20 protein-coding genes are annotated in these 22,852 nt (G+C 49.1%); 4 read left to right on the forward strand and 16 right to left on the reverse strand.

Annotated elements, in window-relative coordinates; translation table 11 throughout:
- Window positions 1-5 precede the first annotated feature (5 nt).
- Together prfA and prmC are read left to right on the forward strand one after the other, a co-directional pair.
- Window positions 6-1,085: a peptide chain release factor 1 gene (prfA, locus tag Q394_RS0101250; RefSeq protein ID WP_028487680.1), complete on the forward strand. Its 1,080-nt coding sequence runs from the start codon at window positions 6-8 to the stop codon at window positions 1,083-1,085.
- Window positions 1,042-1,920, forward strand: a complete 879-nt coding sequence (gene prmC, locus Q394_RS0101255; protein ID WP_156946707.1) for a peptide chain release factor N(5)-glutamine methyltransferase — start codon at window positions 1,042-1,044, stop codon at window positions 1,918-1,920. The genes prfA and prmC overlap by 44 nt, the downstream gene beginning before the upstream one ends.
- Here the strand turns inward: prmC and Q394_RS0101260 are convergent.
- The 7 genes from Q394_RS0101260 to Q394_RS22220 all read right to left on the reverse strand — a co-directional run bounded on the left by Q394_RS0101260 (window position 1,910) and on the right by Q394_RS22220 (window position 12,671).
- Window positions 1,910-5,767: a PilC/PilY family type IV pilus protein gene (locus tag Q394_RS0101260; protein ID WP_028487682.1), complete on the reverse strand. Its 3,858-nt coding sequence runs from the start codon at window positions 5,765-5,767 to the stop codon at window positions 1,910-1,912. The genes prmC and Q394_RS0101260 overlap by 11 nt on opposite strands.
- Before the next feature lie 47 nt (window positions 5,768-5,814).
- On the reverse strand, window positions 5,815-9,720 hold the full coding sequence (locus Q394_RS0101265) for a PilC/PilY family type IV pilus protein (protein ID WP_028487683.1): 3,906 nt from the start codon (window positions 9,718-9,720) through the stop codon (window positions 5,815-5,817).
- Window positions 9,721-9,765: 45 nt separating this feature from the next.
- Window positions 9,766-10,191 carry a type IV pilin protein gene (locus Q394_RS22955; RefSeq protein ID WP_038140012.1) on the reverse strand — a complete coding sequence of 142 codons (426 nt, stop codon included), beginning with the start codon at window positions 10,189-10,191 and terminating at the stop codon, window positions 9,766-9,768.
- Between the two features lie 21 nt (window positions 10,192-10,212).
- Window positions 10,213-10,767, reverse strand: a complete 555-nt coding sequence (locus tag Q394_RS0101275) for a pilus assembly PilX family protein (protein WP_169735869.1) — start codon at window positions 10,765-10,767, stop codon at window positions 10,213-10,215.
- Window positions 10,768-10,777: 10 nt separating this feature from the next.
- A complete protein-coding gene (locus Q394_RS0101280) occupies window positions 10,778-11,644 on the reverse strand; it encodes a PilW family protein (RefSeq protein ID WP_038140023.1) in 867 nt (288 codons plus the stop codon).
- Window positions 11,645-11,653: 9 nt separating this feature from the next.
- The gene (gene pilV / locus Q394_RS21180) at window positions 11,654-12,208 is read right to left on the reverse strand and encodes a type IV pilus modification protein PilV (RefSeq protein ID WP_051542582.1); all 555 of its coding nucleotides are present in this window, start codon (window positions 12,206-12,208) and stop codon (window positions 11,654-11,656) included.
- Between the two features lie 280 nt (window positions 12,209-12,488).
- On the reverse strand, window positions 12,489-12,671 hold the full coding sequence (locus Q394_RS22220; protein WP_156946708.1) for a hypothetical protein: 183 nt from the start codon (window positions 12,669-12,671) through the stop codon (window positions 12,489-12,491).
- Window positions 12,672-12,809: 138 nt separating this feature from the next.
- Here Q394_RS22220 and Q394_RS0101290 point away from each other — a divergent pair, with 138 nt between their 5' ends.
- Window positions 12,810-13,700, forward strand: coding sequence for a formylglycine-generating enzyme family protein (locus Q394_RS0101290; RefSeq protein WP_084260301.1), 891 nt, complete (start codon window positions 12,810-12,812; stop codon window positions 13,698-13,700).
- On the opposite strand, the gene Q394_RS0101295 is transcribed toward Q394_RS0101290, so the two are convergent.
- The 9 genes from Q394_RS0101295 to hisC all read right to left on the reverse strand — a co-directional run bounded on the left by Q394_RS0101295 (window position 13,697) and on the right by hisC (window position 21,671).
- Complete coding sequence (locus Q394_RS0101295) at window positions 13,697-15,037, reverse strand: dihydroorotase (protein WP_028487688.1); 1,341 nt, start codon at window positions 15,035-15,037, stop codon at window positions 13,697-13,699. The two genes, Q394_RS0101290 and Q394_RS0101295, sit on opposite strands and share 4 nt — an antisense overlap.
- Before the next feature lie 20 nt (window positions 15,038-15,057).
- Complete coding sequence (gene folA, locus Q394_RS0101300) at window positions 15,058-15,543, reverse strand: type 3 dihydrofolate reductase (protein WP_028487689.1); 486 nt, start codon at window positions 15,541-15,543, stop codon at window positions 15,058-15,060.
- Between the two features lie 5 nt (window positions 15,544-15,548).
- On the reverse strand, window positions 15,549-16,070 hold the full coding sequence (locus Q394_RS0101305) for a ClpXP protease specificity-enhancing factor (protein WP_028487690.1): 522 nt from the start codon (window positions 16,068-16,070) through the stop codon (window positions 15,549-15,551).
- Complete coding sequence (locus Q394_RS0101310; protein ID WP_028487691.1) at window positions 16,067-16,696, reverse strand: glutathione S-transferase N-terminal domain-containing protein; 630 nt, start codon at window positions 16,694-16,696, stop codon at window positions 16,067-16,069. Before Q394_RS0101310 ends, Q394_RS0101305 begins: the two co-directional genes overlap by 4 nt.
- Before the next feature lie 84 nt (window positions 16,697-16,780).
- Window positions 16,781-17,545 (reverse strand): cytochrome c1, encoded by a 765-nt coding sequence (locus Q394_RS0101315; RefSeq protein ID WP_028487692.1) that lies wholly within the window; start codon window positions 17,543-17,545, stop codon window positions 16,781-16,783.
- A gap of 12 nt (window positions 17,546-17,557) precedes the next feature.
- A complete protein-coding gene (locus Q394_RS0101320) occupies window positions 17,558-18,985 on the reverse strand; it encodes a cytochrome b (RefSeq protein ID WP_028487693.1) in 1,428 nt (475 codons plus the stop codon).
- Window positions 18,985-19,587, reverse strand: a complete 603-nt coding sequence (petA, locus tag Q394_RS0101325; RefSeq protein WP_028487694.1) for a ubiquinol-cytochrome c reductase iron-sulfur subunit — start codon at window positions 19,585-19,587, stop codon at window positions 18,985-18,987. Before petA ends, Q394_RS0101320 begins: the two co-directional genes overlap by 1 nt.
- A 279-nt stretch (window positions 19,588-19,866) precedes the next feature.
- Window positions 19,867-20,622 (reverse strand): Nif3-like dinuclear metal center hexameric protein, encoded by a 756-nt coding sequence (locus Q394_RS0101330; RefSeq protein WP_028487695.1) that lies wholly within the window; start codon window positions 20,620-20,622, stop codon window positions 19,867-19,869.
- On the reverse strand, window positions 20,619-21,671 hold the full coding sequence (gene hisC / locus Q394_RS0101335; protein ID WP_028487696.1) for a histidinol-phosphate transaminase: 1,053 nt from the start codon (window positions 21,669-21,671) through the stop codon (window positions 20,619-20,621). Before hisC ends, Q394_RS0101330 begins: the two co-directional genes overlap by 4 nt.
- A 42-nt stretch (window positions 21,672-21,713) precedes the next feature.
- Between hisC and Q394_RS0101340 the strand changes: the two genes are divergently transcribed.
- On the forward strand, window positions 21,714-22,676 hold the full coding sequence (locus tag Q394_RS0101340) for a hydrolase (RefSeq protein WP_028487697.1): 963 nt from the start codon (window positions 21,714-21,716) through the stop codon (window positions 22,674-22,676).
- The last annotated feature ends 176 nt before the right edge of the window (window positions 22,677-22,852 follow it).

The raw sequence follows: 22,852 nt of genomic DNA on the forward strand, positions 1-22,852 counted from the left end.
AATCTGTGAAAGCATCCATCCTGCAAAAACTTGAAACCCTGAGCGAACGTTACGCTGAAATTGCCGCCCTGCTCGGCGAACCAGACGTGATCGGCGACCAGAGCCAATTCCGCAAACTCTCGATTGAATACAGTCAATTGGAGCCCGTCGCGCAAAACTTTCACGCCTACCAACAAACGTCTGATGATATTGAAGCCGCCCGAGACATGCTTTCCGACCCGGAAATGCGCGACATGGCGCAGGAAGAAATCGAAACCGCCAAAGCCCGGCGCGATGCACTCGAAATCGACCTGCAAAAGCTGCTCTTGCCCAAAGACCCGCACGACGACAGCAACGTCTTCCTCGAAATCCGCGCCGGAACCGGGGGTGATGAAGCCGCCATTTTTGCAGGCGACCTGTTCCGCATGTACGCGCGTTACGCCGAAACCCGCCGCTGGCAGATCGAAATCATCGGCCAAAGTGACGGCGAACACGGCGGTTACAAGGAAATCATTTCGCGCGTGATTGGGCAAGGTGCGTATTCACGCCTGAAATTTGAATCAGGTGCTCACCGGGTGCAACGTGTCCCCGCCACTGAATCGCAGGGGCGTATCCACACCTCCGCCGCGACCGTCGCGGTCATGCCGGAACTGGATGAAGTCGAAGCCGTGGACATTAATCCGGCTGACTTGAAGGTGGACACTTACCGCGCTTCCGGTGCGGGTGGGCAGCACATCAACAAAACCGAATCCGCGATCCGCATTACCCACTTGCCGACCGGGATTGTGGTGGAATGCCAAGATGAGCGTTCGCAGCACAAAAACCGTGCACGGGCGATGGGTTTGCTACAGTCACGCATTTATGAGGGCGAACGCCAGAAACAAGCCAGCGAACAGGCGGAAACCCGTAAAAACCTGGTGGGGTCAGGCGACCGTTCCGAACGCATCCGCACCTACAATTTCCCGCAAGGGCGCGTTACGGATCACCGCATCAACCTGACGCTGTACAAGCTGGATGAAATTTTGGCAGGAAGTGCAGATCAGGTGATTGAGCCGCTCATCAATGAATACCAAGCGGATCAGTTGGCGGCTTTGGCGGGTGAATAATCAGGCATTACTGGCGGATGCCGTGCAGCAACTGCAAACCGCGTCAGAATCGGCGCGGGCAGATGCGGAAATCTTGCTGGCACATTGCCTGCAAAAATCGCGCACGTATTTATTTGCGTACCCTGAAAAAGCAGTCGATAGCCTCACTGAGGCAAGTTTCAGAGAATTGCTGGCGGAACGTTTGCGGGGCGTACCGATTGCGCACCTCACCGGCCAGCGCGAATTCTGGACGTTCAACCTAAAAGTCACCCCCGACACGCTGATTCCACGCCCCGAAACCGAACTACTGGTCGAAACAGCGTTAAAACTAGGAAGCAGCAGTAGCCATATCCTTGACCTTGGCACGGGCACGGGTGCAATTGCCCTCGCCATCGCCAGCGAACGCCCCGACGTGCAAGTAACCGCTTGCGATTTTTCCGCCGCTGCTCTTGCAGTTGCCCAAGAAAATGCCCAAGTAAACAGCATCCACAACGTACACTTCATTCTATCCGACTGGTTTAGCGCCCTACCCGCTCAACGTTTCGACATGATTGTTTCCAATCCACCCTACATTGAGGCCGATGACCCGCATCTGGCGCAAGGCGATGTACGCTTTGAACCCCTGACTGCGCTGGCATCCGGGCAAGACGGGCTGAATGATATTCGCCACCTTATCCAAACAGCACCGCAATGGCTGGTAAACGGCGGCTGGTTACTGCTTGAACATGGCTATAACCAAGGTAAAGCCGTCACCGCACTATTGCAAACCACTGGCTTCCAACAGGTGCATTGCCTGCCGGATTTGGCAGGCAACGACCGGGTTAGTTTGGGGCAATGGCTAACCATTATTCAGTAGCATTGTGATCGAGCCAGAACATACGTGGCATGATGTCTGTCAGGTCGGTCTTGGCGGCAATATCCTTCACACCATTGCTGGTGACATCATTGGCACTATTGGCATCATCCATGACCGGCATTTCCATTTTACCCACGCGGATTTCAACGGTTTGCTGGCAATCCCCTTCCTCACAATCCCCGCCATCTGCTGCGGATGGCAGGCGGAAGATAACTTTAGCAGCATCTAAGATTTCATTGACACCCGCCACGACAAAATCATCCTTACCACCTACATTATTATTACCGGCCGCTGTGCTGCTCGTGCGATCAAGGTCAGCAACGGCTGTGCCAGTAAATAAGTCAAGCACGTAAGCACGAGCGCTATTGGGTGGCACTACACATGGGTCATCCGACGGCTCATTACCCGATTCATCAACCGGAGCAAACGTAGTAAACACCACTTTATTCAGGAAGCTGACAGCCGAAGCAAGCACTTTTTCACCTTTATTATCAAAGTCATAGTACCAACCCATATGGTTATCACTATCATTCTCTCTGAGCAAGCTATCCTCTGCATCATCAAAGCTACCTGCTTCACCTAACGTACCCCGGGCATTAGTCAAATCTGCATTGGTAATGGTGGTGAAAGCCTTTTCCCCTGTTGTAGCGGGTTCGTTATATACATTGGGATCCATCAACACATAGAAACGGTCATTGGTATGAGTATTCAGTGGGTGAGTGCGGTAGCCACTACCCAATGCAATCGTCATACGTGTTTTACCATTATGTTGAATCAGTGCCACATCCGGCTCATAGAAGAACTTGCGAGTGTCAGTGCCATAATCCCCATCTGTACCGAGCGCCGCAATTTTGGTAAGAATTGCATCACTGTAGTTATACATATCTGGATCACCATCCCTCAGGTCATGATCCATATCCACCCGCCACACATTCCCACCAGTATCAGAAAAATACAGGCGATCAAGTACACCATTACGATCCATATCCATCACGCGAATGTCACCCGGAATACTGTCTTTGATCGGGTTCAGCAGTGAACTGTTATTGTAGAGGCTTTTCTGTAATGACCAGAGTAATTCACCCGTTAGTGCATCAACAATCATAACATCACTACCCAGTTGATCTGCTGTGCGCACAACCGCTGGCTGATCTTGTGTCGCAGGCGTGTTTTCCACATCTTTCTCAGCATCGTAACCTGCACCAAACACCACCACATTACGCACTTGGCTCGATGTCGCACTACCGATCCGCATTTTAGCCAAACTAGGTTTTGACCACGTTTCGCCTAATTCATACCATGCCTGATCATCAGCACCGGTGGCATTTTCTTTTTTCCATAAAATCTTCGGGGCATTCGGCAAGGTCACATCCAATGCATAATAAGCATCGCCACCACGCCGCAGACCGAAAAACAGCACTCGCTTATCACCATCGGTACTATTGATTTCACCATCATTGTTCGTATCGTAATCCCATAGTGTCAATGGGCCATCGATACCATAAACATGATCTTTGGATGGCAGGTTCTCCATGAATTTCTTGATATTAGGCAGCAGGTCTTTCGGCATGAACGCCCATTGTTCGACACCTGAATCGGTATCAATCGAGTGCAGAAAACCTTCGTTGGTGGCTGCAAAAATCCGCTGCTCACCGTCACCATAATCAACGACCAGTGGTTTGCTATTGAGCATGTCACCCATGTGCTGGCGCGGCGTCGTCACCGCAGGATCAGGATCGGCATCCCCCCGCACAAAGTCCAACAACTGCTCGCGTGCACTGTCTGTTAAATAATCTGTAGAAGAACAGGTAACAGCGACATTTGCAATCGTCACACAGCCCACTTTCGTAGAATAATCCCCCAGAACATTGTGTTTAGTACCCGCACAATCATAGTAGTACCCAACACAACTAGTCCCATCACCATCCGCATCAGGCAGAAAATGCTTCACTACCTGACCCGTATCAGGAAGCCCCACCAGCAAACCATCAGTGACTTTTATGTTAGTTGCATCCAGCGCGTTAGTGCTAGCTGTCAGTGACAAATTACTACTAACATCGGTATACAGTTTGCGAGCATCAGGGACAGGCAACTGGCTGGATGCTCCGCCAGCAGCAACATCTGTACCACTAACGCCCCCCCATAAATCATCAGCGGAATCCAGAAATTCACCTTCGGCATTCACAATCGGCGTCCCTGAAATAATGGTACCGGTCAGTGGATCACGCACAATCGGCTCACCGACCAGCTTACCATCGGTAGTACGTGCAAATTTTTTCAGATTGCCTGACCAAACGGGTTTGTTATTCTGGTCAAACACGGGAATGTAAACCTCATCACTGTGTGCCAGCATACTGTTGGTATCTACCGTATACGTCGGTGAACTGAAAGAAGATGCCGCCTTGCTGATGGAACTCAGAATGGCCTTGAACGCACTAGACAGCTCTTCCTCGTTGCCAGCGGGGAAATACTCACCCTTGCCTTTACTCGCTAATAACTGCAAATACTCCTCACCCTTATCAGAAGGGTCTGCATTCAGCGCAAAGCCGACCGTATAGGTTTTGACAACCTGATCACCATTACTTGAATCGCCATCCTGGTCGGTCGTCGCCAACCACTCCGACAACTCCGGCCCACACACACCGCTGTTATAACCAATATTGCCACCAGCAATGTCTTTTATAGCGGAGCCATCTGCGCAGTTCGTCACGCCCATGTAGTCCTCCAGACGTGGACTTACCTTGATTTCACTACTCTTATCAGCCGCATAACCTGTCCCACCCGGATACCGTTTGGATGATGGCGGGTAATACAGCGTGCCATCAACCTCTGGCGGAATCACACCGGAGTAATAAGGGTATTCTGGCTTGCCATCCGACATCAGCACCAAATAATTAGCCTGGCAGGAATGCTTAATCGGAGACCTGTAAGACAAATCCACACTGGTGTTATAAGCTGTGCACACCCGATTTTCGCACGTAGTAATCGCACTTGAGCAACTATAGTCCTCATTAACACAGTAACCTGAGCCATCTCCGCCGGTTGACACCCAACCATCGTTGGGATCAGCCGGATCGTCGCAACAAGCGCTATAGTTTTGTGCTTGGCAAGTAGCAGGTAATATTTCACCATTACACTGCCCCCATTCCTTGACACAGGTTGGATTGTTAGGCGACACAGGTGGTGTGGCGGAGGTTCCCCCACTAGCTGTCTGATAAGCCGTGCAACTGATGCTATTCTCATAGGTTAGCGGATGAGCCGCCCATCCCAGCGTCGGCAACCCCAGGCCCCAACCTAATTGGTCACCGCGATAATAACGGGCAGCTTCATACATGGAATCAACAATGGGCGTATACCCATCAGCATCCCAACTATTAACAACATCAGACAGGAATGTGCGGACAGGTGTCGTCAAGGCTGGCTGAGGATCTGGTAGTTTGTACAGATTTTCATAAGCATCTGTCATCCCAGCGCCACCATCTGTTATAGGGGAACTGATGGCACTATCTATCGGTGAAACCGGGAAATTCACACCCTTAACGGAACTCCACCAATAATCTGCCCCCAACCCGTGGTTGGCGTAATGCATCAACCCCACATTCAGATTGGCAGGTGCATTATCCATTACATTCTTGAAAGAGCTTTTGAGTACATCCATACGGGAATCGCTGCCTGTAACAATCTGACTCATACTGCCGGAAGCATCAATCAGGAACAGGACATTCGGCGACACATCACCACTTTTATCGGCAAAGTAGATTTCGGTTTCATCCGCCATTACGACCGAAACGGGCGACAACGCCACTGCCAACAGTAACCAACCCATCAGGTGATGCTTATTTTTCATGCTTTATACATCGCTGGTAAAATTATTTTATTAACTATGCTTTTATACTAATACGAAACACCCTCGTCACGCCAGAAAGTCCGTGGAAGAATATCGGTCAAATCCACACTGCCCGCCACACCCGTTCCCAGTGCGTTGTGACTATCCATCACAGGCAATAGCATTTTCCCTACCCGAATATCCACCATCTGCTGACAATCCCCATCAGTACAGGCATCCACGCCATTGCTGCCAACAGCATCAAGGAACACAATCTGTGCACCACCAAGAATTTCATTCACACCCGCCACGACCGATTTATCGTTCGCTGCATCCACCACACCATCACGATTCAGATCCGCAACCGCCTGCCCATTGAATAAGTCGAGCACATAAGCACGGCCAATATTAGCGGGGGCATTACAAGGATCATCGCTAGTACCCTCGCCAACAGCAAACGTGGTAAAGATGACTTTATTGAGGAAAGAGACAGCAGGAGCAAGCACTTTCTCCGCATTATTCGGTAAGTCGTAATACCAACCATAATAACCCGCATCCAGTAGATTTTTACCTGCTCCGGCTAACGTATCGGCCTCGGTCAAATCGGCATCAGTCAAGGCAGTGAATGTTTCCGGTGCTGGCGCATAGACATTTTCATCCCTCAAGACGTAAAAACGGTCTTGAATATCGGCATTCTGCGGATGCGAGCGATAGCCACTGCCAATCGCCAATGTCATGACCGTTTTACCTTGGTGCTGCATCAACGCCACATCGGGTTCGTAATAGAACTTACGTTTATCTGCCCCACTCCCACCCAAGTTCGCCAACAGGGTCAAACGGGCATCCGTATAAGCGTACATGCTGGTATCGGCATCACGTAAATCCATATCCATATCTACCCGCCACACCTTACCGCCCGTGTCAGTGAAATACAGACGATCAAGAGCACCGTTACGATCCATATCCAGCACCCGAATATCAGCAGGAATACTGTTTTTTAGTAAGGCACTTGCACCATTCACATCATCACGTAATGACCACAGCCTATTACCCGACACCGCATCGATGATAAACACATCTCGACCCATTGCATCAGCCACCCGTGTTGCTGGATTCTCTTCCTCTAATGACGGGTCAAAACCACCCCCAAACACCAGTACGTCTTTCAATACCACTGGGGCAGCGGATGTTGCCTGTATATTCATTTTAGCCAGTGCTGGCTTGGACCAACTCTCACCCAACTCAGCAAAATCCGCTTGACTATTATTCAGCGTCCACACCAGTTTCGGCGCAGCAATAGCGGTAATATCCATCGCGTAATAAGCCCGACCACCACGCCGCAGCCCAAAGAACAGATAGGCCTTATCACCCGCGCTAGCATCAATTTTACCGTCACCATTTTTATCTAACATCCACGGCATCAACTGCCCATCTACCCCGTAGAAATGGGTTTTAGCCGCATTGTTATCGTAAAAATGGCGAATGTTTTTCAATAATGACTGCGGCATGAAAGCCCATTTCTCAGCACCGTTATCGGTATTAAACGCGTGTAGGAAGCCCTCATTACTCCCCACCAACACATAACTTTTGCCATCAATGTAATCTAACACCACAGGCTTACTGTTCATGATGTCACCCATATGGTGGCGCACCGTCGTACCATCCTTGTCATAACCGCGTGCAAAACTTAATAGGCTCGTGCGTAAGGCATCGTCCATACCAGCATCGCCCAACAATGCTTTAGTAATCGCAATATTGGCCACTCCTAAAGAAGCTAGCGCACCGCCAGCATCGGTATACAAGGTACGACTGGCTGGATTCAATAAAGCTGCGGCTCCACCTGCCTGCACCTCATTACCATCGGCAGCAGCTGAAACTGACCATTCATCCCACGTATTATTGGTGAATTGCCCTGTATCATCCACGGCGGGTTTATTGTTTTTAGTGCTGTAAATCTGGCCTGCCTGAATATCAACCACCCCATCGCTATCGGTATCAATCGGCGATTTTGCCACTTTAAATTTCTTCAAATTTCCTGACCACAGCGGCAATTGACTACGTTCAAACACGGGGATATACACATTATCACCATGCGCTAACAAATTACTTTTGTCGATGCTGTAAGCCGGGGCACTGAAGGAGGCCGATGCCGCATCAATTTTATCCAGAATACTATTGAAACTCTTGGTCAGATCATCCAAGTTACTTGCCGTGAATGCACCGCTATTGGTAGCGGCCAAACTTCCCCAGTAACGCAGGGGGTTCAAAATTTCCTGCAAACCTGAACGAACGTCTGCCAACGCGACACCCGCCCCCATGACCCCAAAGAGTTGATGATACAAATCCTGAGGTTGTTGCGCCAAAGCCAAAGGCTTCGTAACCGTATAATCCGGCTGATAAGTCATACTGGCGGAGGTTATTTGCCCCCCCTCAATACGGTTAACCTTGCGTATCACTTGATCAAAAGCCAGTTGCAAACTGGTACTGTCATTCGCCGCTAATGCCCCATCGGCCATATTGGCAAGGCTCGCCAGATAATCTGTACCTGCTTTATCTTCCACACCAAACGCGACCGTGAAAGTACCAATCGCTTGCTTACCCTCAACACTACTAGACTGGTCAGTTTTCGACAGGAAACTGGTTAACTCAGCCCCACAAGTACCACTTTTATACCCGTTAGGCGCATCATTTCCACATCCAGAGCCTTTGCTAGTCAGGGTTTGAATCTCATTTTGGCGCAGTGGGTATTGGTTAATACCACCACCATTACTAGCACTACCTGCATATTCAGGCCGCCCATCAGACATCAGCACCACGTAGTTAGCCTGACATTCATGCTGCATCGGTGATAGGTAACGCTTCCCGCCCCCACAAATGGTTTCTTGTTGCTTGCATTGCTCCTCGGTAACTTCCTCTTCCTCCTCACACACTTGTTGCGTATTGGTGTTGGTGGTGGAGCAGGTGAAGCCGCCAGTGCATTGCTGAACACTTTGATTGCAGACAACGTTGGTACATTGCTGAACATCTTTCATGCAAGCTACTTCCGTACAACTGGTAATGGCTTGACCTGATTCATCATAACCACTAGTGACGCAGTTTTGGCACATACCTGGTTGTTTTACTGTGACACAATTTTGGCAGGTACTGGCCTGTTGCACTGTCGTCCAGCCACAACACTGGTTTGGAACCGAGGTTGTGATGGTTTGCGTCGTGTATTTTTTACAGACTTTTTTAGTTTCCGTTTTACACCCCGTCATAGGAAGTGCTGTATTACACTGACCGGCTGAATTATTACACCACCATTCATTGACTTGGCAGTTCAAAGCATTATCGTTAATGTAAGTGGAGGGGTGGGCGGCGCGAACATTACCAGCAGCAAGGTTTCCGAAATCGACGGACTCTCCACGGTAATAACGACTGGCTTCATACAAAGCATCGACGATAGGTGTGTTACCACCTGCACTCCAGCTATAGGCGATATCTTGTAAAAACGCCCGTACAGGTTCACTGTTCCCCGTTGGATTCGGCAAGTTATCTTGCCCCATAGGAATACTCGCTTCGATAATCGATTTAGCGCTACCGTTACCATCCTTATCCAGATCAATCGATTTTACGGGAAAACTAACCCCATTAGCTTGGTTTTCACCATGCCCACCGTAACGCATCAGGCCGATATTGAGGTTACTAGGCGCTGAAGACATAACTGCTGAAAAGGCTTCCTGCATGACTTGCATACGGGTTTTACCGCCACTGCCCGGCACGATATTTTTATTCGCACAGGTGTTATCTGGCTTGTCGTATAACCCATTCGCATCAGCCTGACATTCCATGCTTAATGAAGTATCCAACACAAACAGAATATTCGGGTTGGCACTGACACTTTGATCATAATAAATCTCTGCATCATCTGCCATTAATACGGTAGACAACAGCAAAGGAAGAGCGGGCAACAGATAACGAAGCATACGTTTCATGGAAAACCTTTTTATTATTCTAGCTGCAATAAAAGATCAGCAGCGTTACTTCCAGCAGGTATTGGCGGTGGTAGTCGTGGCACTCACGCCACCCCTCTTAGCCCCCCGATCATCCAGTGTCATCACTTGACAGGAAGCATCATGAGCCTGTGGTTTGCTAGCCGTTGCTGTCGCTGTTGCGGTAAAGCCCGTAGTGCCAGTCGTGTTGATAGATAACGTGTAATAACCATCTGGGCTGCTCGTGCTGTACCCCAGTGCTGTAATACTTCCATAACTGCGGTTACGCAAGAAATAGCTTTCTTGACGTTGTGCAATTTCCATCAGTGCGACTTGTGCATCAGCCCTACGGCTTTTCTGCACACTGGCGGTATAACTAGGATAGGCAATCGCCGCTAAGATGCCGACAATGGCCACCGTGATCATTAGTTCAATTAAGGTGAAACCTTTATTCTGGTGTTTTATTGTTATCATTATAGGTATCTCTTTACTCACTTAGTTGATTTTAGGAACAGGTTTCAGCACACCTTCAGAGTGCTCACTCTTCGCACCCGTCCCTGACAGAGAAGCATGGGCTTCTGTCGTAAAAATGCGGCAGGCAAGTCCACCGGCATCGGGGGTCATTTCCGTTGTCATGGCAATGCCATTAAGTGGCGGACATCCTTCTTCCTCACTCATCGCAGCAACACCTGTTACGGTCACTTGACTGGCAGCATCACTGAATACCCCTGTGCTGGATTCACTCAAAGAACTTCCCGCCACACCAAAATTTTTCAACTCACGTGTTTTAACCTTATTTTTATCATAAGTTATGGATGTAGGTGTCTCACCCGTAGTCGCTGTTTGCATGACTTGATACAAATTGGAAGACTTTCTCAACATCGAATCCGCCCCCTGAAATGTCAGCATGTACATCATCTGATTGCCAGCAATACGACTATCTACTGTCGCCATACGGGTGGCAGCAATACCAATCACAGTCATGGTCAGTAGGATAACCAAACCCCACACCAGCACTGCACCACGCTCCTGCTTTCTTAGCGTTCTCATCCCATTCCCCCTAACCATCAACCACATTACGCAAATGGATCACAGCGGAATATACCGCACGTTGGTAGCGATCATTGCGCGTCAATGACACTCCCAATACATCGTAAGACTGCGACGCCGTCGCTGGTAACACCGGCTCCAACGACCGAATCAAAATACCTGCTTTCATACTAATGACTTGCTGCCACGTATTGGCGGCGGTAACAGCAGTCGCACTCATGTACTGATCTACCGCACCATCGGTATTTGTATCAACACCATATAGAAATTGAATATTCTCAACACCATTCACAATGGGACGCTTAGCCTGATTCGCATTGGAACCCACGCCATACAAGATCGGCACAAGATTGCCTAAAGAATCTTTGGTCGTCCCATCAGTAGCGACATGGAAAGCGTTATAAACCAGCGAGTCGCTTAAGCTAGGAACCCCTCCCCAACACCCAGTAGGCAAATCACCATTGAGTACATCTGTGAATAATCCTGAATCACCAATGAAACGAACACTCACCGCATCTCCATAAGTATTCAGATCATCCTGCGTAGCACTGGCTTTCAACGCACCTAATGCTAGTGACTTAACGGTTCCACAAGAACCTCCCACTGGGTCAGCGCTACCGTTAACATAGAAATACCCATCGACCGTATTCATCGGCAACTTGCTTGGAGTTGCATAACCAGCATGTTCTAAGTGTTTGATCAGCATATTTAAAGCAACGCGAGCACTTTCATCCATTAAGGATAACTGATCACGCGCGTTGTAATTGCGCTTACTGCTAACGTAGACAGTGCTTATCCCGGCCACCAATACCAGGCTGACCAGCATGGCAATCATCAATTCGACGAGGGAAAGCCCTTTTTGCATTGTATGTTTCATGGTTATTCCCTACAAAATGGCATTCAGGTTGATATTGAAGGTTTCGACACCATCCGTGCCGCCATCAAGATCAGCCTGACGGGTAGCATTACGCTCATCCCATTGCAGGTTAACCGATAAACCTTTCTGACAATCCGCAGGCAAATCAACAACAGGGCTACCAGCAGCAGGAGGATCAAAACAGGCGACTGTCAATACACCATTGATTAATGTATTACTAATACTCACATCTGTTCCACAACGAATACGGAACAGGTCATAACGCGCCAAGTTTGCCGCTGTACAACTTCCAGTATCACAGGCAGGTGAAGGCTGGCTGCAACTAGTAGCTACATTATATTGCCCTGCCAAGGCAGCCGAACGGTTCGCACGCATGTGTTCCAGTAGGTCATGCACAAGCCAAGTGGCCTGTTGCATCTGATAAGAGTTATGAGTCGTTTTCATCCCTGCAATCTGTAGACCGGCTAAACCAAGCAATCCAGTAGATAACACAACCGTTGCAATCAGGACTTCTAACAGACTCAGACCCGCCTGTTTGTGAGATAAGGGTAAGCGCAATGGCATAATTAAGCCTATTAATATTAGAATTGATGCTTATTTAAACAAATACCATTATATCAATAAATACACTGAATATGTAATTATAAAAAACCATTCCGATAAGCAGTAGTGTTTTCAGTATCAATGGCGAGCACTGTGCCCTTTTTATTTTCTATTTTCCCTGCACAAAAAAAACCCCGGCATTTTACCGGGGAGGGAACTCTCAACTCATGACTATGACGCAGCTGCGTTATAGTTATTAGTCGTAATACTTCACTAAAAAGTTCATACATTTCAACTTTTTTTAGTGGATCCTCATGGAAAATGTTGGGTCAAGCGTCGAGCGAACCCCTCTTTCTCGCAACAAGCGTTCCAATTGCTTACCCAAATCACCAAAATCCTGACGATAAATAATCAGCCCATCCAATAGTAGCTGCGCAGAAGTACGCCGCCTTACACTATCACGAACAACAAGCCGTCTACTCATTTACACACACCCCTTTCTTAAACACTAGTATCAACCCTCAGTTTAAATATAGTGCAAAAATAAATTTTCTGTGTTGTCTTTCTGCTGAGTTTAGGGATAATACAAGAACTTTAGTATATTAACGGTTACTGATTAAACATGACCATTACAGCCCCTGACATACCTGAGCAGCGTTTACTATTCATCGATGAACTTAGTCATGATGAAATCAAACAACTACAACGTGATGCAGCAACGGCTTTTCAGCTCGCACCACATTTTCACGATACATTGAAAGGGGGAGTTGCTGGTCCAGAATTAGCCATCATCCCAGCAGGGCGTTTTGAGATGGGTTCAGAGCCTACTGAAATTGGGCATCAGCGTGAAGAATACCCACGTCATCTCACGATGATCAGTAAGCCGTTCGCCATGGGCATCTACCCTATAACAGGTGAAGAATTCCGTTTATTCCGTCAAGAAACCGAATGGTTTCTGCGCCCAGAACTCATCTGGCATGAAGGCCGTTACCCTGCCATCAATGTCCGCATTGAAGACATAAAACTATTTCTAGCATGGCTGAGCCTTAAGACAGGTGAAACCTACCGTTTACCGACAGAAGCTGAATGGGAATACGCTGCTCGCGCCGGTACAACGACGCCCTTTCACCACGGTGAAGATGTCAGTTGCAAAGAAGTTCACTTCAACCCACTATTTCCCTACAAGGAAAAGCTGGATAAACGTCGCTGGTATATGCCACGTTGCTTCCCTAGCCCCAAAGCCAGCGAGGTTGGCTTGCAAGCGGCTAATGCTTGGGGGCTGCATGATGTACATGGTAATGTTTGGGAATTCACGCAAGATCACTGGACAACCTCGCATTTATACGCGAACCGCAATGGGACTCCCTCGAACTCAGCTAATCCCTATTGGTATGTCACCAAAGGCGGCTCATGGTTCGACCCGGCAGCACGCGCACGCAGCGCCGCCCGCAAAAAACGCTACTTAGATGAAATGGACACCAACCTTGGTTTTCGGGTAGTACGCGAACTTTAGTCGCGTTCAAACTCCAGTGCCATACCGAGAGGCATAACATCCAATAGCTTGCCATCCCGCCAAACCAGCTGCCCATTCACCAAGGTAGCGGCAATACTGGAGCGGAATTCGTAACCATCAAAGGGTGACCAACCACACTTTGAAAGGCTATTGGCGTGCGTTGACACAAAGGACTTCTCCAGATCAACCAAGGTCAGATCTGCCCAGTAGCCTTCGCGGATATAGCCACGATCTTTAATATTAAACATTTCCGCAACAGCATGACTGGTCTTTTCAACAATAAATTCCAGCGTGAAGATACCATCCTGATAATGCTCAAGCACTGTAGGCAGCGCATATTGCACCAATGGCAGGCCAGAAGGCGCTTTGAAATAACTGGGGTTCTGCTTCTCTTCCCACGTATGCGGTGCATGGTCGGTACCGATCACATCCAGACGTCCATCTAACAGTGCTTGAATGAGACCCGCGCGGTCTTCCGCCGTCTTGATCGCCGGATTACACTTAATGAGGGAGCCTTTGGTCGCATAATCCTCATCCGCAAAATGCAGAAAATGAACACAAGCTTCTGCGGTAATAAGCTTATCCTTCAAAGCGGCATCAGAAAACATCTCTGCTTCCTTTGCTGTCGAAATATGCAGAATATGCAAACGCGTACCACAACGTTTAGCCAACTCTATGGCCATCGACGACGATTGGTAACAAGCTGCTTCGCTACGGATAGTCGGGTGCAAATTAAACGGGATATTGTCACCGTAAATACTGCGGTAACTTTCCTCATTTTCCATGATAGTTGGCATATCTTCACAATGCGCCGCAATCAACGTTGGCGCATGAGTAAAAATCTTCTCCAACACTTCAGGGTCATCCACCAACATATTGCCAGTCGATGCCCCCATGAACACTTTCACGCCACAAGCATCCTTCGGATTTAAGGCCTTAATAGCCTCAAGATTATCGTTGGATGCACCCAAGTAAAAGGCATAATTCCCCACTGAACGTCCCGCCGCCAATTGCTTTTTGGCATTAAGCGTAGCGGAATCCAAGGTATTTGGAATGGTATTGGGCATATCCATGAAACTGGTAATCCCACCAGCAACCGCTGCACGGCTCTCGGTCGCCATATCAGCCTTGTGGATCAGACCCGGTTCACGGAAATGTACTTGATCATCAATCATACCCGGCAGTAAATGCAGTCCAGCAGCATCCAACACCTCGACGCCCGGTGCGGACAAATGACGGCCAATGGAAGCGATTCGCCCATTATGAATGAGCACGTCAGCTTCCGTAATCTGCCCTTCATTGACCAGATTTGCATTGACAATCAACAGTGAACTCATAGGGAGGAGTCTCCTTGAAATCAGGATTCCCGTTCAAGAATCAGGAAGGAATAGGGGTAAGGGTTTTTGGCATCAGTAGTACAGTTAATTCGCTCTACTTCATGCCATTGATATTGATTATAGTCAGGAAAAAAAGTATCGCCTGTAAAATCAGCATCAATTAGGGTTAAATACAGACGGTCGGCACGTGTTAGAAAATATTGATAAATTTGTGCCCCCCCTACCACCATGACTTCAGGTTCAGCCGCAACAGCTTCCCAAGCCTCATCCGGTGAAGAAAACCGCTCTGCCCCACTCGGGTTAAACGTTACATCGCGTGAAATCACCAAATTACGGCGTCCTGGTAAGGCGCGTCCAATCGAATCCCAAGTCTTACGTCCCATAATAATGGGCTTACCTAAGGTATTCTTTTTAAACCAAGCAAGATCAGCGGGCAAATGCCAAGGCATATTGCCTTCACACCCGATTACCCGCTGATGTGCCATCGCTGCAATCAGTGACAGCATTGGTATTACTTGACCACCCGCAAAGCAGGGCGTTTAGTAGGTTTTGGCGGTGATGGTGGTGTTTCATCCTGATCATTATCACCATCATCTGAAGCGCTATCATCACCGCTGCTCACTGCCGCACCAGCAACCGTTGCCAATGACGGACGCGGCGTTGGTACTTCAGCAGCAGGAATCGCCATGCTTTCTGCATATTCCTCCGGTGGGAATTGCAGGGCATCCTGTGTTTCACGCGCATAAACAGCCATGATCGACCACATAGGTAACCAGATCGACATCGATCGGCCGCCGAAACGCGCATTAAAGGTCACCTGATCATTGTCCATCATCAGATTATTGGCCGCAGTCATGCTGATATTCAACACAATACTGCCATCTTTGACAAACTGACGAGGCACTTGAACTTGCTCGGAACGTGCGTCCACCATAATGTGTGGTGTCATACCGTTATCCACGATCCACTCATAGAAGGCACGCAGCAGATAAGGACGCTTCGGTGTCGTATTGGGTAAATTAGGCTCACTCATGGGCGGATCGACTTTTCAACCTTACTTAACGATTGCTGGAATGCCTCACGTGAAAACACACGCTCCATGTATTTCAGGATAGGTTTACCCTGTTTTTCTGGCACATCAATACCATATTTAGGCAAACGCCATAAAATGGGGGCAATCGTGCAATCCACTAACGAAAAGTCATCACTCAAAAAGTAAGGCTTCACGGAAAACACTTCTGCCGCAGACAACACGCTTTCTCGTAAGATTTTGCGTGCCTGCGATGCAGTCGCGTCATCACCATGTTCAATATCACTGACCAGTGAAAACCAGTCTTTTTCAATACGGAACAATGCTAAACGAGAATGCGCTCGCGTCACTGGGTCAACCGGCATTAATGGCGGGTGTGGGAAACGCTCATCCAAATATTCCATGATGATACGCGCATCATACAACACCAGATCACGGTCAAGTAACGTTGGTGTCGTATTGTAAGGGTTCAACTCCGCGAGATCTTCAGGTTTGTTATCGGGGTTGATATTGAGAATGTCGACGGTAATATCTTTTTCCGCCAACACAATACGCACCCGATGGCTGTCTGCACAGTCAGGCGCGGAAAATAATGTCATGACAGATCTTCGGCTGGAAAGCGAAGCCATATAAGCGGGACTCCCTGTACTTAAAACAAAAAAGCCACTCTATAGTACACTAGAGTGGCTTCAAGGTGTTATACCGACGAAGGATTAATGGACATCCTTCCAGTATTCCTTTTTCAGGAAATACGCAAGCACGGCAAACAGCCCGAGGAACAACAATACCAATACACCGTAACTTTTACGATGCAATGCTGCTGGCTCACCTACATAGGTCAAGAAGTTGGTAATATCTCGTGCAACTTTGTCATACTCAGCGGGAGACATGCTGCCTGCTTTTACAGTTTTCATCTCACAATGTTCAACTGCATGCTCACCCTCACCTTCCTTGGTGCACTCCTTCTCTTGCAAACCTTGCAACTCCCACAGGACGTGTGGCATACCAACGTTCGGGAACACAGTATTGTTCACGCCCATCGGACGGCTTTCATCCACGTAGAACGCCTTCAGGTAGCTATAAATCCAGTCAGAGCCACGTGAACGTCCAACCAGCGACAAATCTGGCGGCGGCGCACCGAACCATTCTGCTGACTGCTTTGGGGACATCCCATTTTTCATCAGCTCACCGGCTTTAGTGGACTCACCATCGGTACGCGTGAAAATCAGGTTTTTAGTGACCTGTTCTTCCGTCAAACCTAAATCTGCTGCCACACGGTTGTAGCGGCTAAAGTTTAGAGAATGGCAACCCATGCAGTAGTTAGCGAAATATTTCGCCCCTATTTGCAGACTGGCTTGGTCGTGAATATTAACATTCGCCGACTCTAGATGAACGCCATCTTCATTAGCCAAAGCAGTACCAGACACCACCATCGAAGCTGACAGTGCGAACATTACACTTGCAATAAATTTTTTCATGTTTGTCACACCTCAACCTGTTACACGGTCAGGAACTGGCTTTTCTTCATTGCAGCTCGCTTTGAAAGCAGGCAACAACAAGGTCAGCGCCAGATAGCCTACCGGCCAAATAGCCTGAATAAGCATTTGGTTTAATGCTTCAGGGTCACTACCGGGCACTCGGAAAGTAAAGTCATAGGCAATAATCGCCGCCAACAGAATACCAAACCACATCACATACTTCGCTTTAGAAGGATTGCTATGAATCCACAATACTACGAAGAAAATGAAGTAAATTTGGGTCATGCGTGTACCCAGTTCTTTGAATGCTGGTGTAACTGCCTCAACACCCATCCAACCTAACACCAAGAACACAGCTGCAAACAACAACAGATTGATCTTGTGAGCAGTATTACGATAGCGCCAAGATTTCATTGGATTACGGTCGATCCAAGGCAACACAAACAGCACTGCAATCGCAGCAAACATCGCCAATGTACCAAAGAACGGGTCAGGAATCGCACGCAGAACCGTATAGAACGGCGTGAAGTACCAAACAGGTGCAATGTGCAACGGTGTTTTCAGCGCATTGGCAGGTTCAAAGTTTGGCTTTTCCAGGAAGTAACCACCACCTTCAGGTACAAAGAACAGGATAGCGAAGAAGCCAATCAGGAACACGACCACACCCAGAATGTCTTTAACAGAGTAGTAAGGGTGGAACGGAATACCATCAGTCGGGGCAGTTTCGCTCCAACGGTTGCCTTTAGGGCCTTGCTTGATTTCAACGCCGTCAGGGTTGTTGGAACCCACTGCGTGCAGTGCCACAATGTGGACAAACACCAATGCAGGCAGCACCAGCGAAGGCAGGAAGAAATGCAGCGCAAAGAAACGGTTCAGGGTTGCATCACCGAGTACGAAGTCACCACGAATCCAAGTAGACAAGCCTTCACCTATCACCGGAATCGTATTGAACAGGTTGATGATAACCTGCGCACCCCAGTAAGACATTTGACCCCAAGGCAGCAAATAGCCCATGAAGGCTGTTGCCATCAGCGCCAGATAAATCGCCATACCGATCAACCAGATCAGTTCGCGCTTGCCTTTGTAGGATCCGTAAATCAGCGCACGGAACATGTGCAGGTACACCACGATAAAGAACGCAGAAGCGCCCGTAGAGTGCATGTAGCGGATAAACCAGCCACCCGGCACATCACGCATGATGTATTCAACCGAAGCAAACGCCAAACCGGTATCCGGCTTGTAATGGAAGGCTAGGAACAGGCCAGAGAAAATCTGGATAACCAGTACCAGCATCGCCAGTGAACCGAAGAAATACCAGAAATTGAAGTTTTTAGGCGCATAGTAACCAGCCAAATGCGCTTGCCAGGTTTCCATCATCGGGAAGCGGTCTTCGACCCAACCCAAGAAACCCTTGTAATTATGTGCGGGACGCTCTGCCATTATGCTTTACCTCCGTCTTCACCGATCAGGATAGTGTTGTCGTCTTTGAAGTAATATGGAGGTACTTCAAGGTTCGCCCCGGCTGGAACGTTCTTGAAAACGCGACCGGCTAGGTCGAATTTAGAACCGTGGCACGGGCAATACCAACCACCTTTCCAATCTGCACCCAAGTCAGCCGGAGCCAGCTCAGGACGGTAGGTTGGAGAGCAACCCAAATGGGTGCAAATTCCAACCAATACCAGATACTGTTCCTTACCTTCGCGGGTACGTGCCAAATTCTTGGCATATTCTGGCTGCTGCTTGATATTTTCGGAATTCGGATCTTTTAGATTATCAGCAAGACCCGCCAAAGTATCCAGCATTTCCTTAGTACGGTTAACCAGCCACACTGGCTTACCGCGCCAAATCACGCGAATCAATTGTCCCGGCTCGGCCTTAGTCACAGAAACCTCAACCGGTGCACCAGCGGCAAGCGCCCGCGCACTAGGATTCCATGAATTAAGGAACGGAGCCGCAACCGCTGCCACCCCTGCTGCCCCTACCACTGATGTGGCGGCAATCAGGACGCGGCGACGGCCTTTATCTACTCCAGAATTTGCCATCGTAAGCACTCTCCCAAATGTTCAAAACTTAATCTGCACCATTACTGCAATACTGTCAAAATACACTTGCAATAATGTTAAATTTCTGAGCTATAAACTCAAACATGGCTATATTAGCATATGCTAAAAAACAATGTAGGATGTCCGAACTCACTTCTAAAATCAAGCAGAAATGAGCAGTGTGAACCCTAAAAAACCGACTGTTTGATTTAAGTCAATACACCGCCCTACCAGCTAGGCGCGGCAATAATAGCACAAACCCAAACAAAATAACCTGACTTATACCGGGTTATTGATATCGATAAAGCGGTGTTCCAAACCAAATTCATCTGCTAAATGCTTGCCTAGCGCTTTTATACCATAACGCTCAGTCGCATGATGCCCCGCAGCAATATAATGAATGCCGTTTTCACGGGCGAAATGCACGGTATGTTCGGAAATCTCACCACTCAAATAGGTATCCGCCCCCAACTCGAAGGCTTGCTGGATGTAACCTTGTGCACCACCCGTACACCAAGCGATACGCTGCACCGGATGTTCACCGCCCGCAATCAACAAGGGTTCACGTGCCAAGGCCGTTGCCACTTGCTGCCCAAAATCTGCCAGCGACACGGGTTCGCTTACCGAACCGATATTACCCACGCTTTGCAACTCACGCTCATCCATCACCCCTTCGTTGCGGATACCCAATAACATCGCGAGTTGCGCGTTATTGCCGAGTTCCGGGTGCGCATCCAGCGGCAAATGGTACCCCAGCAAACTGATGTCATGCTGGATCAAGGTGGCAATACGCTGCTTTTTCATGCCTCGAATCACGGGTGATTCACCTTTCCAGAAATAACCGTGATGCACCAATACCGCATCTGCCCCGTATTCGACGGCGGCATCCAGCAGGGCTTGGGAAGCGGTTACGCCGGTCACAATCCGGGTGACTTCTGCCCTGCCCTCAACCTGCAAACCATTGGGCGCATAGTCGCGGAACTTGCCAATATTCAGCAGCTTATTGAGGTAAGTTTCTAAGGTGTAAAGGTTCATAGTTCAGCAAGTATTTGCAAGAAAGTGTTCATTTCATCATCTGTACCGATGGTGATGCGCAAGTATTCGTTAATACGCAGCTTGTTGAAATAGCGTACCAGCACGCCGCGCTGCTTCAATGCCAGATACAGGGCTTCGGCATTGCCTGCGGGCGGGCGGGCAAACACGAAATTGGCCGCCGAGGGCAATACGCTAAAACCCAGTTCGGTGAGTTTTTGCACCGTCATTTCACGGGTGGCGATGATTTGCTGGCAAGTACTCGCGAAGTACTCCTTGTCACGCATCGCCGCCGCCGCCCCGGCAATCGCCATGCGCCCCAGCGGGTAAGAGTTGAAGGAATTTTTCACCCGTTCCAACGCATTGATGAGGTCGGGATGTCCAACCGCAAACCCGACCCGCAACCCGGCGAGGGAGCGCGATTTGGAGAAAGTTTGCACCACCAATAGGTTCGGATACTTCGCTGTCAGCGGAATCGCAGTTTCTGCGCCGAAGTCGACGTAGGCTTCGTCCACCACGACCACGGAATCGCGGTTGGCTTGCAGCAAGGTTTCAATCACATCCAGCCCGACCGCCATGCTGGTGGGTGCATTGGGGTTGGGGAAGATAATACCGCCGTTTTTGCCGCTGAAATCCTTCAAGTTCAGGCTGAAATCGTCCCGCAGCGGGATTTTCTTCGTCTCAATCTGGTAGAAATTGGCGTAGACCGGGTAGAAGCTGTAGCTGATGTCCGGGTACAGCAGTGGCGCATCGTGCTTGAGCAGGCCACAGAAAACATGTGCTAACACTTCATCCGAACCGTTACCGGCGAAGATATTGGCGCGTTCGACGCTGTAGTAGTCGGCGATGGCATCCTTGAGTTCATCCGCATTCGGGTCGGGATAGAGGCGCAAGCGCTCATCCGCCGCCGCATGGATCGCCGCCAGTGCGTTGGGCGAAGGCGGGTACGGGCATTCGTTGGTGTTCAGCTTGACATAGCGCTGGTCTTTGGGCTGCTCGCCCGGCACATACGGGTCGAGATCGTGTACCAGTTTGCTCCAATATTGGCTCATACGTACTTCCGATAAGGAATGTAAACATGTGATGATATAGGGATGAAACGAATCCAGCAATCAACATTCCATCCTGCATGGTGGCTAAAATCGCCCCACCTGCAAACCCTGTGGCCAGTATTTTTCCGCAGCCGCCCCCATCTCGACTTGCAACACGAACGTTTAGAACTCGCCGATGGTGATTTCATCGATCTTGCCTTTCATCCGCGCCCCGACTCGCCGCTGGTGCTGGTTATCCACGGACTGGAAGGTTCGCTGGAATCGCATTACGCCCAGACCCTGATGCAAGCATTGCACAAAGCCGGGTTTGCCAGCGTCTTCATGCACCTGCGCGGATGCAGCGGCACTCCCAATCGGCTAGCCAGCAGCTACCATTCGGGTCGCACGGCGGATGTGGCAGAAGTGCTTGCCCACCTGCGCAACACGGGCAGGATGCCAGAGGCAGCGGTCGGTTTCTCGCTCGGCGGCAACCTGATCCTTAAATACGCAGGGGAAACAGAAGCGGAGTCAGGGCTAAAAGCGGTAGTCGCAGTTTCCATCCCCTTTCAGCTTGAGGAATGCGCCCGCAAGTTGGAAAAAGGTTTTTCGGTGATTTACGGGCGTTACCTGACGGGCAAGTTGAAAGCCGCCTACCGCAACAAGTTCAGCCAGATGCCCAGCCCCTTACCGCTCAACATCAATACCGTGGGTACGATTTTTGACTTCGACGACCAGATTACCGCCACGTTGAATGGCTTTGATGGCGCACACGACTATTACACACGCAGCAGCTCCGCGCAGTTCCTGAAAAATATTCAGACGCCAACGCTAATTATCCATGCGCAGGATGACCCGTTCATGTACCCCAGTACCGCACCAACAGAAGCTATGCTAAGTGATGATGTAACGCTGGAATTGACGACACACGGCGGGCACGTGGGCTTTGTAGGTGGGCGTGTGCCGTGGCGAGCAGAGTATTGGTTAGAAACGCGAATTATAGAGTGGTTGCAAATGCAGTTACATTAAAAACAAAAAAACCCCTTAATTTTCTTTAAAAATTAAGGGGTTATTGGCGGCGACTACGGCATTCAGAACGCAAATAACTGATAAAAATGAATTTATCCATATTCAATTTTCACCGATACCAACAACTATACCAACATTCTGAGAGTTCACCCCGTTTTTAGCCGTCCAGCACGCAC

The organism is Thiothrix lacustris DSM 21227 (assembly GCF_000621325.1).
In the GTDB taxonomy this organism is placed as follows: domain Bacteria; phylum Pseudomonadota; class Gammaproteobacteria; order Thiotrichales; family Thiotrichaceae; genus Thiothrix; species Thiothrix lacustris.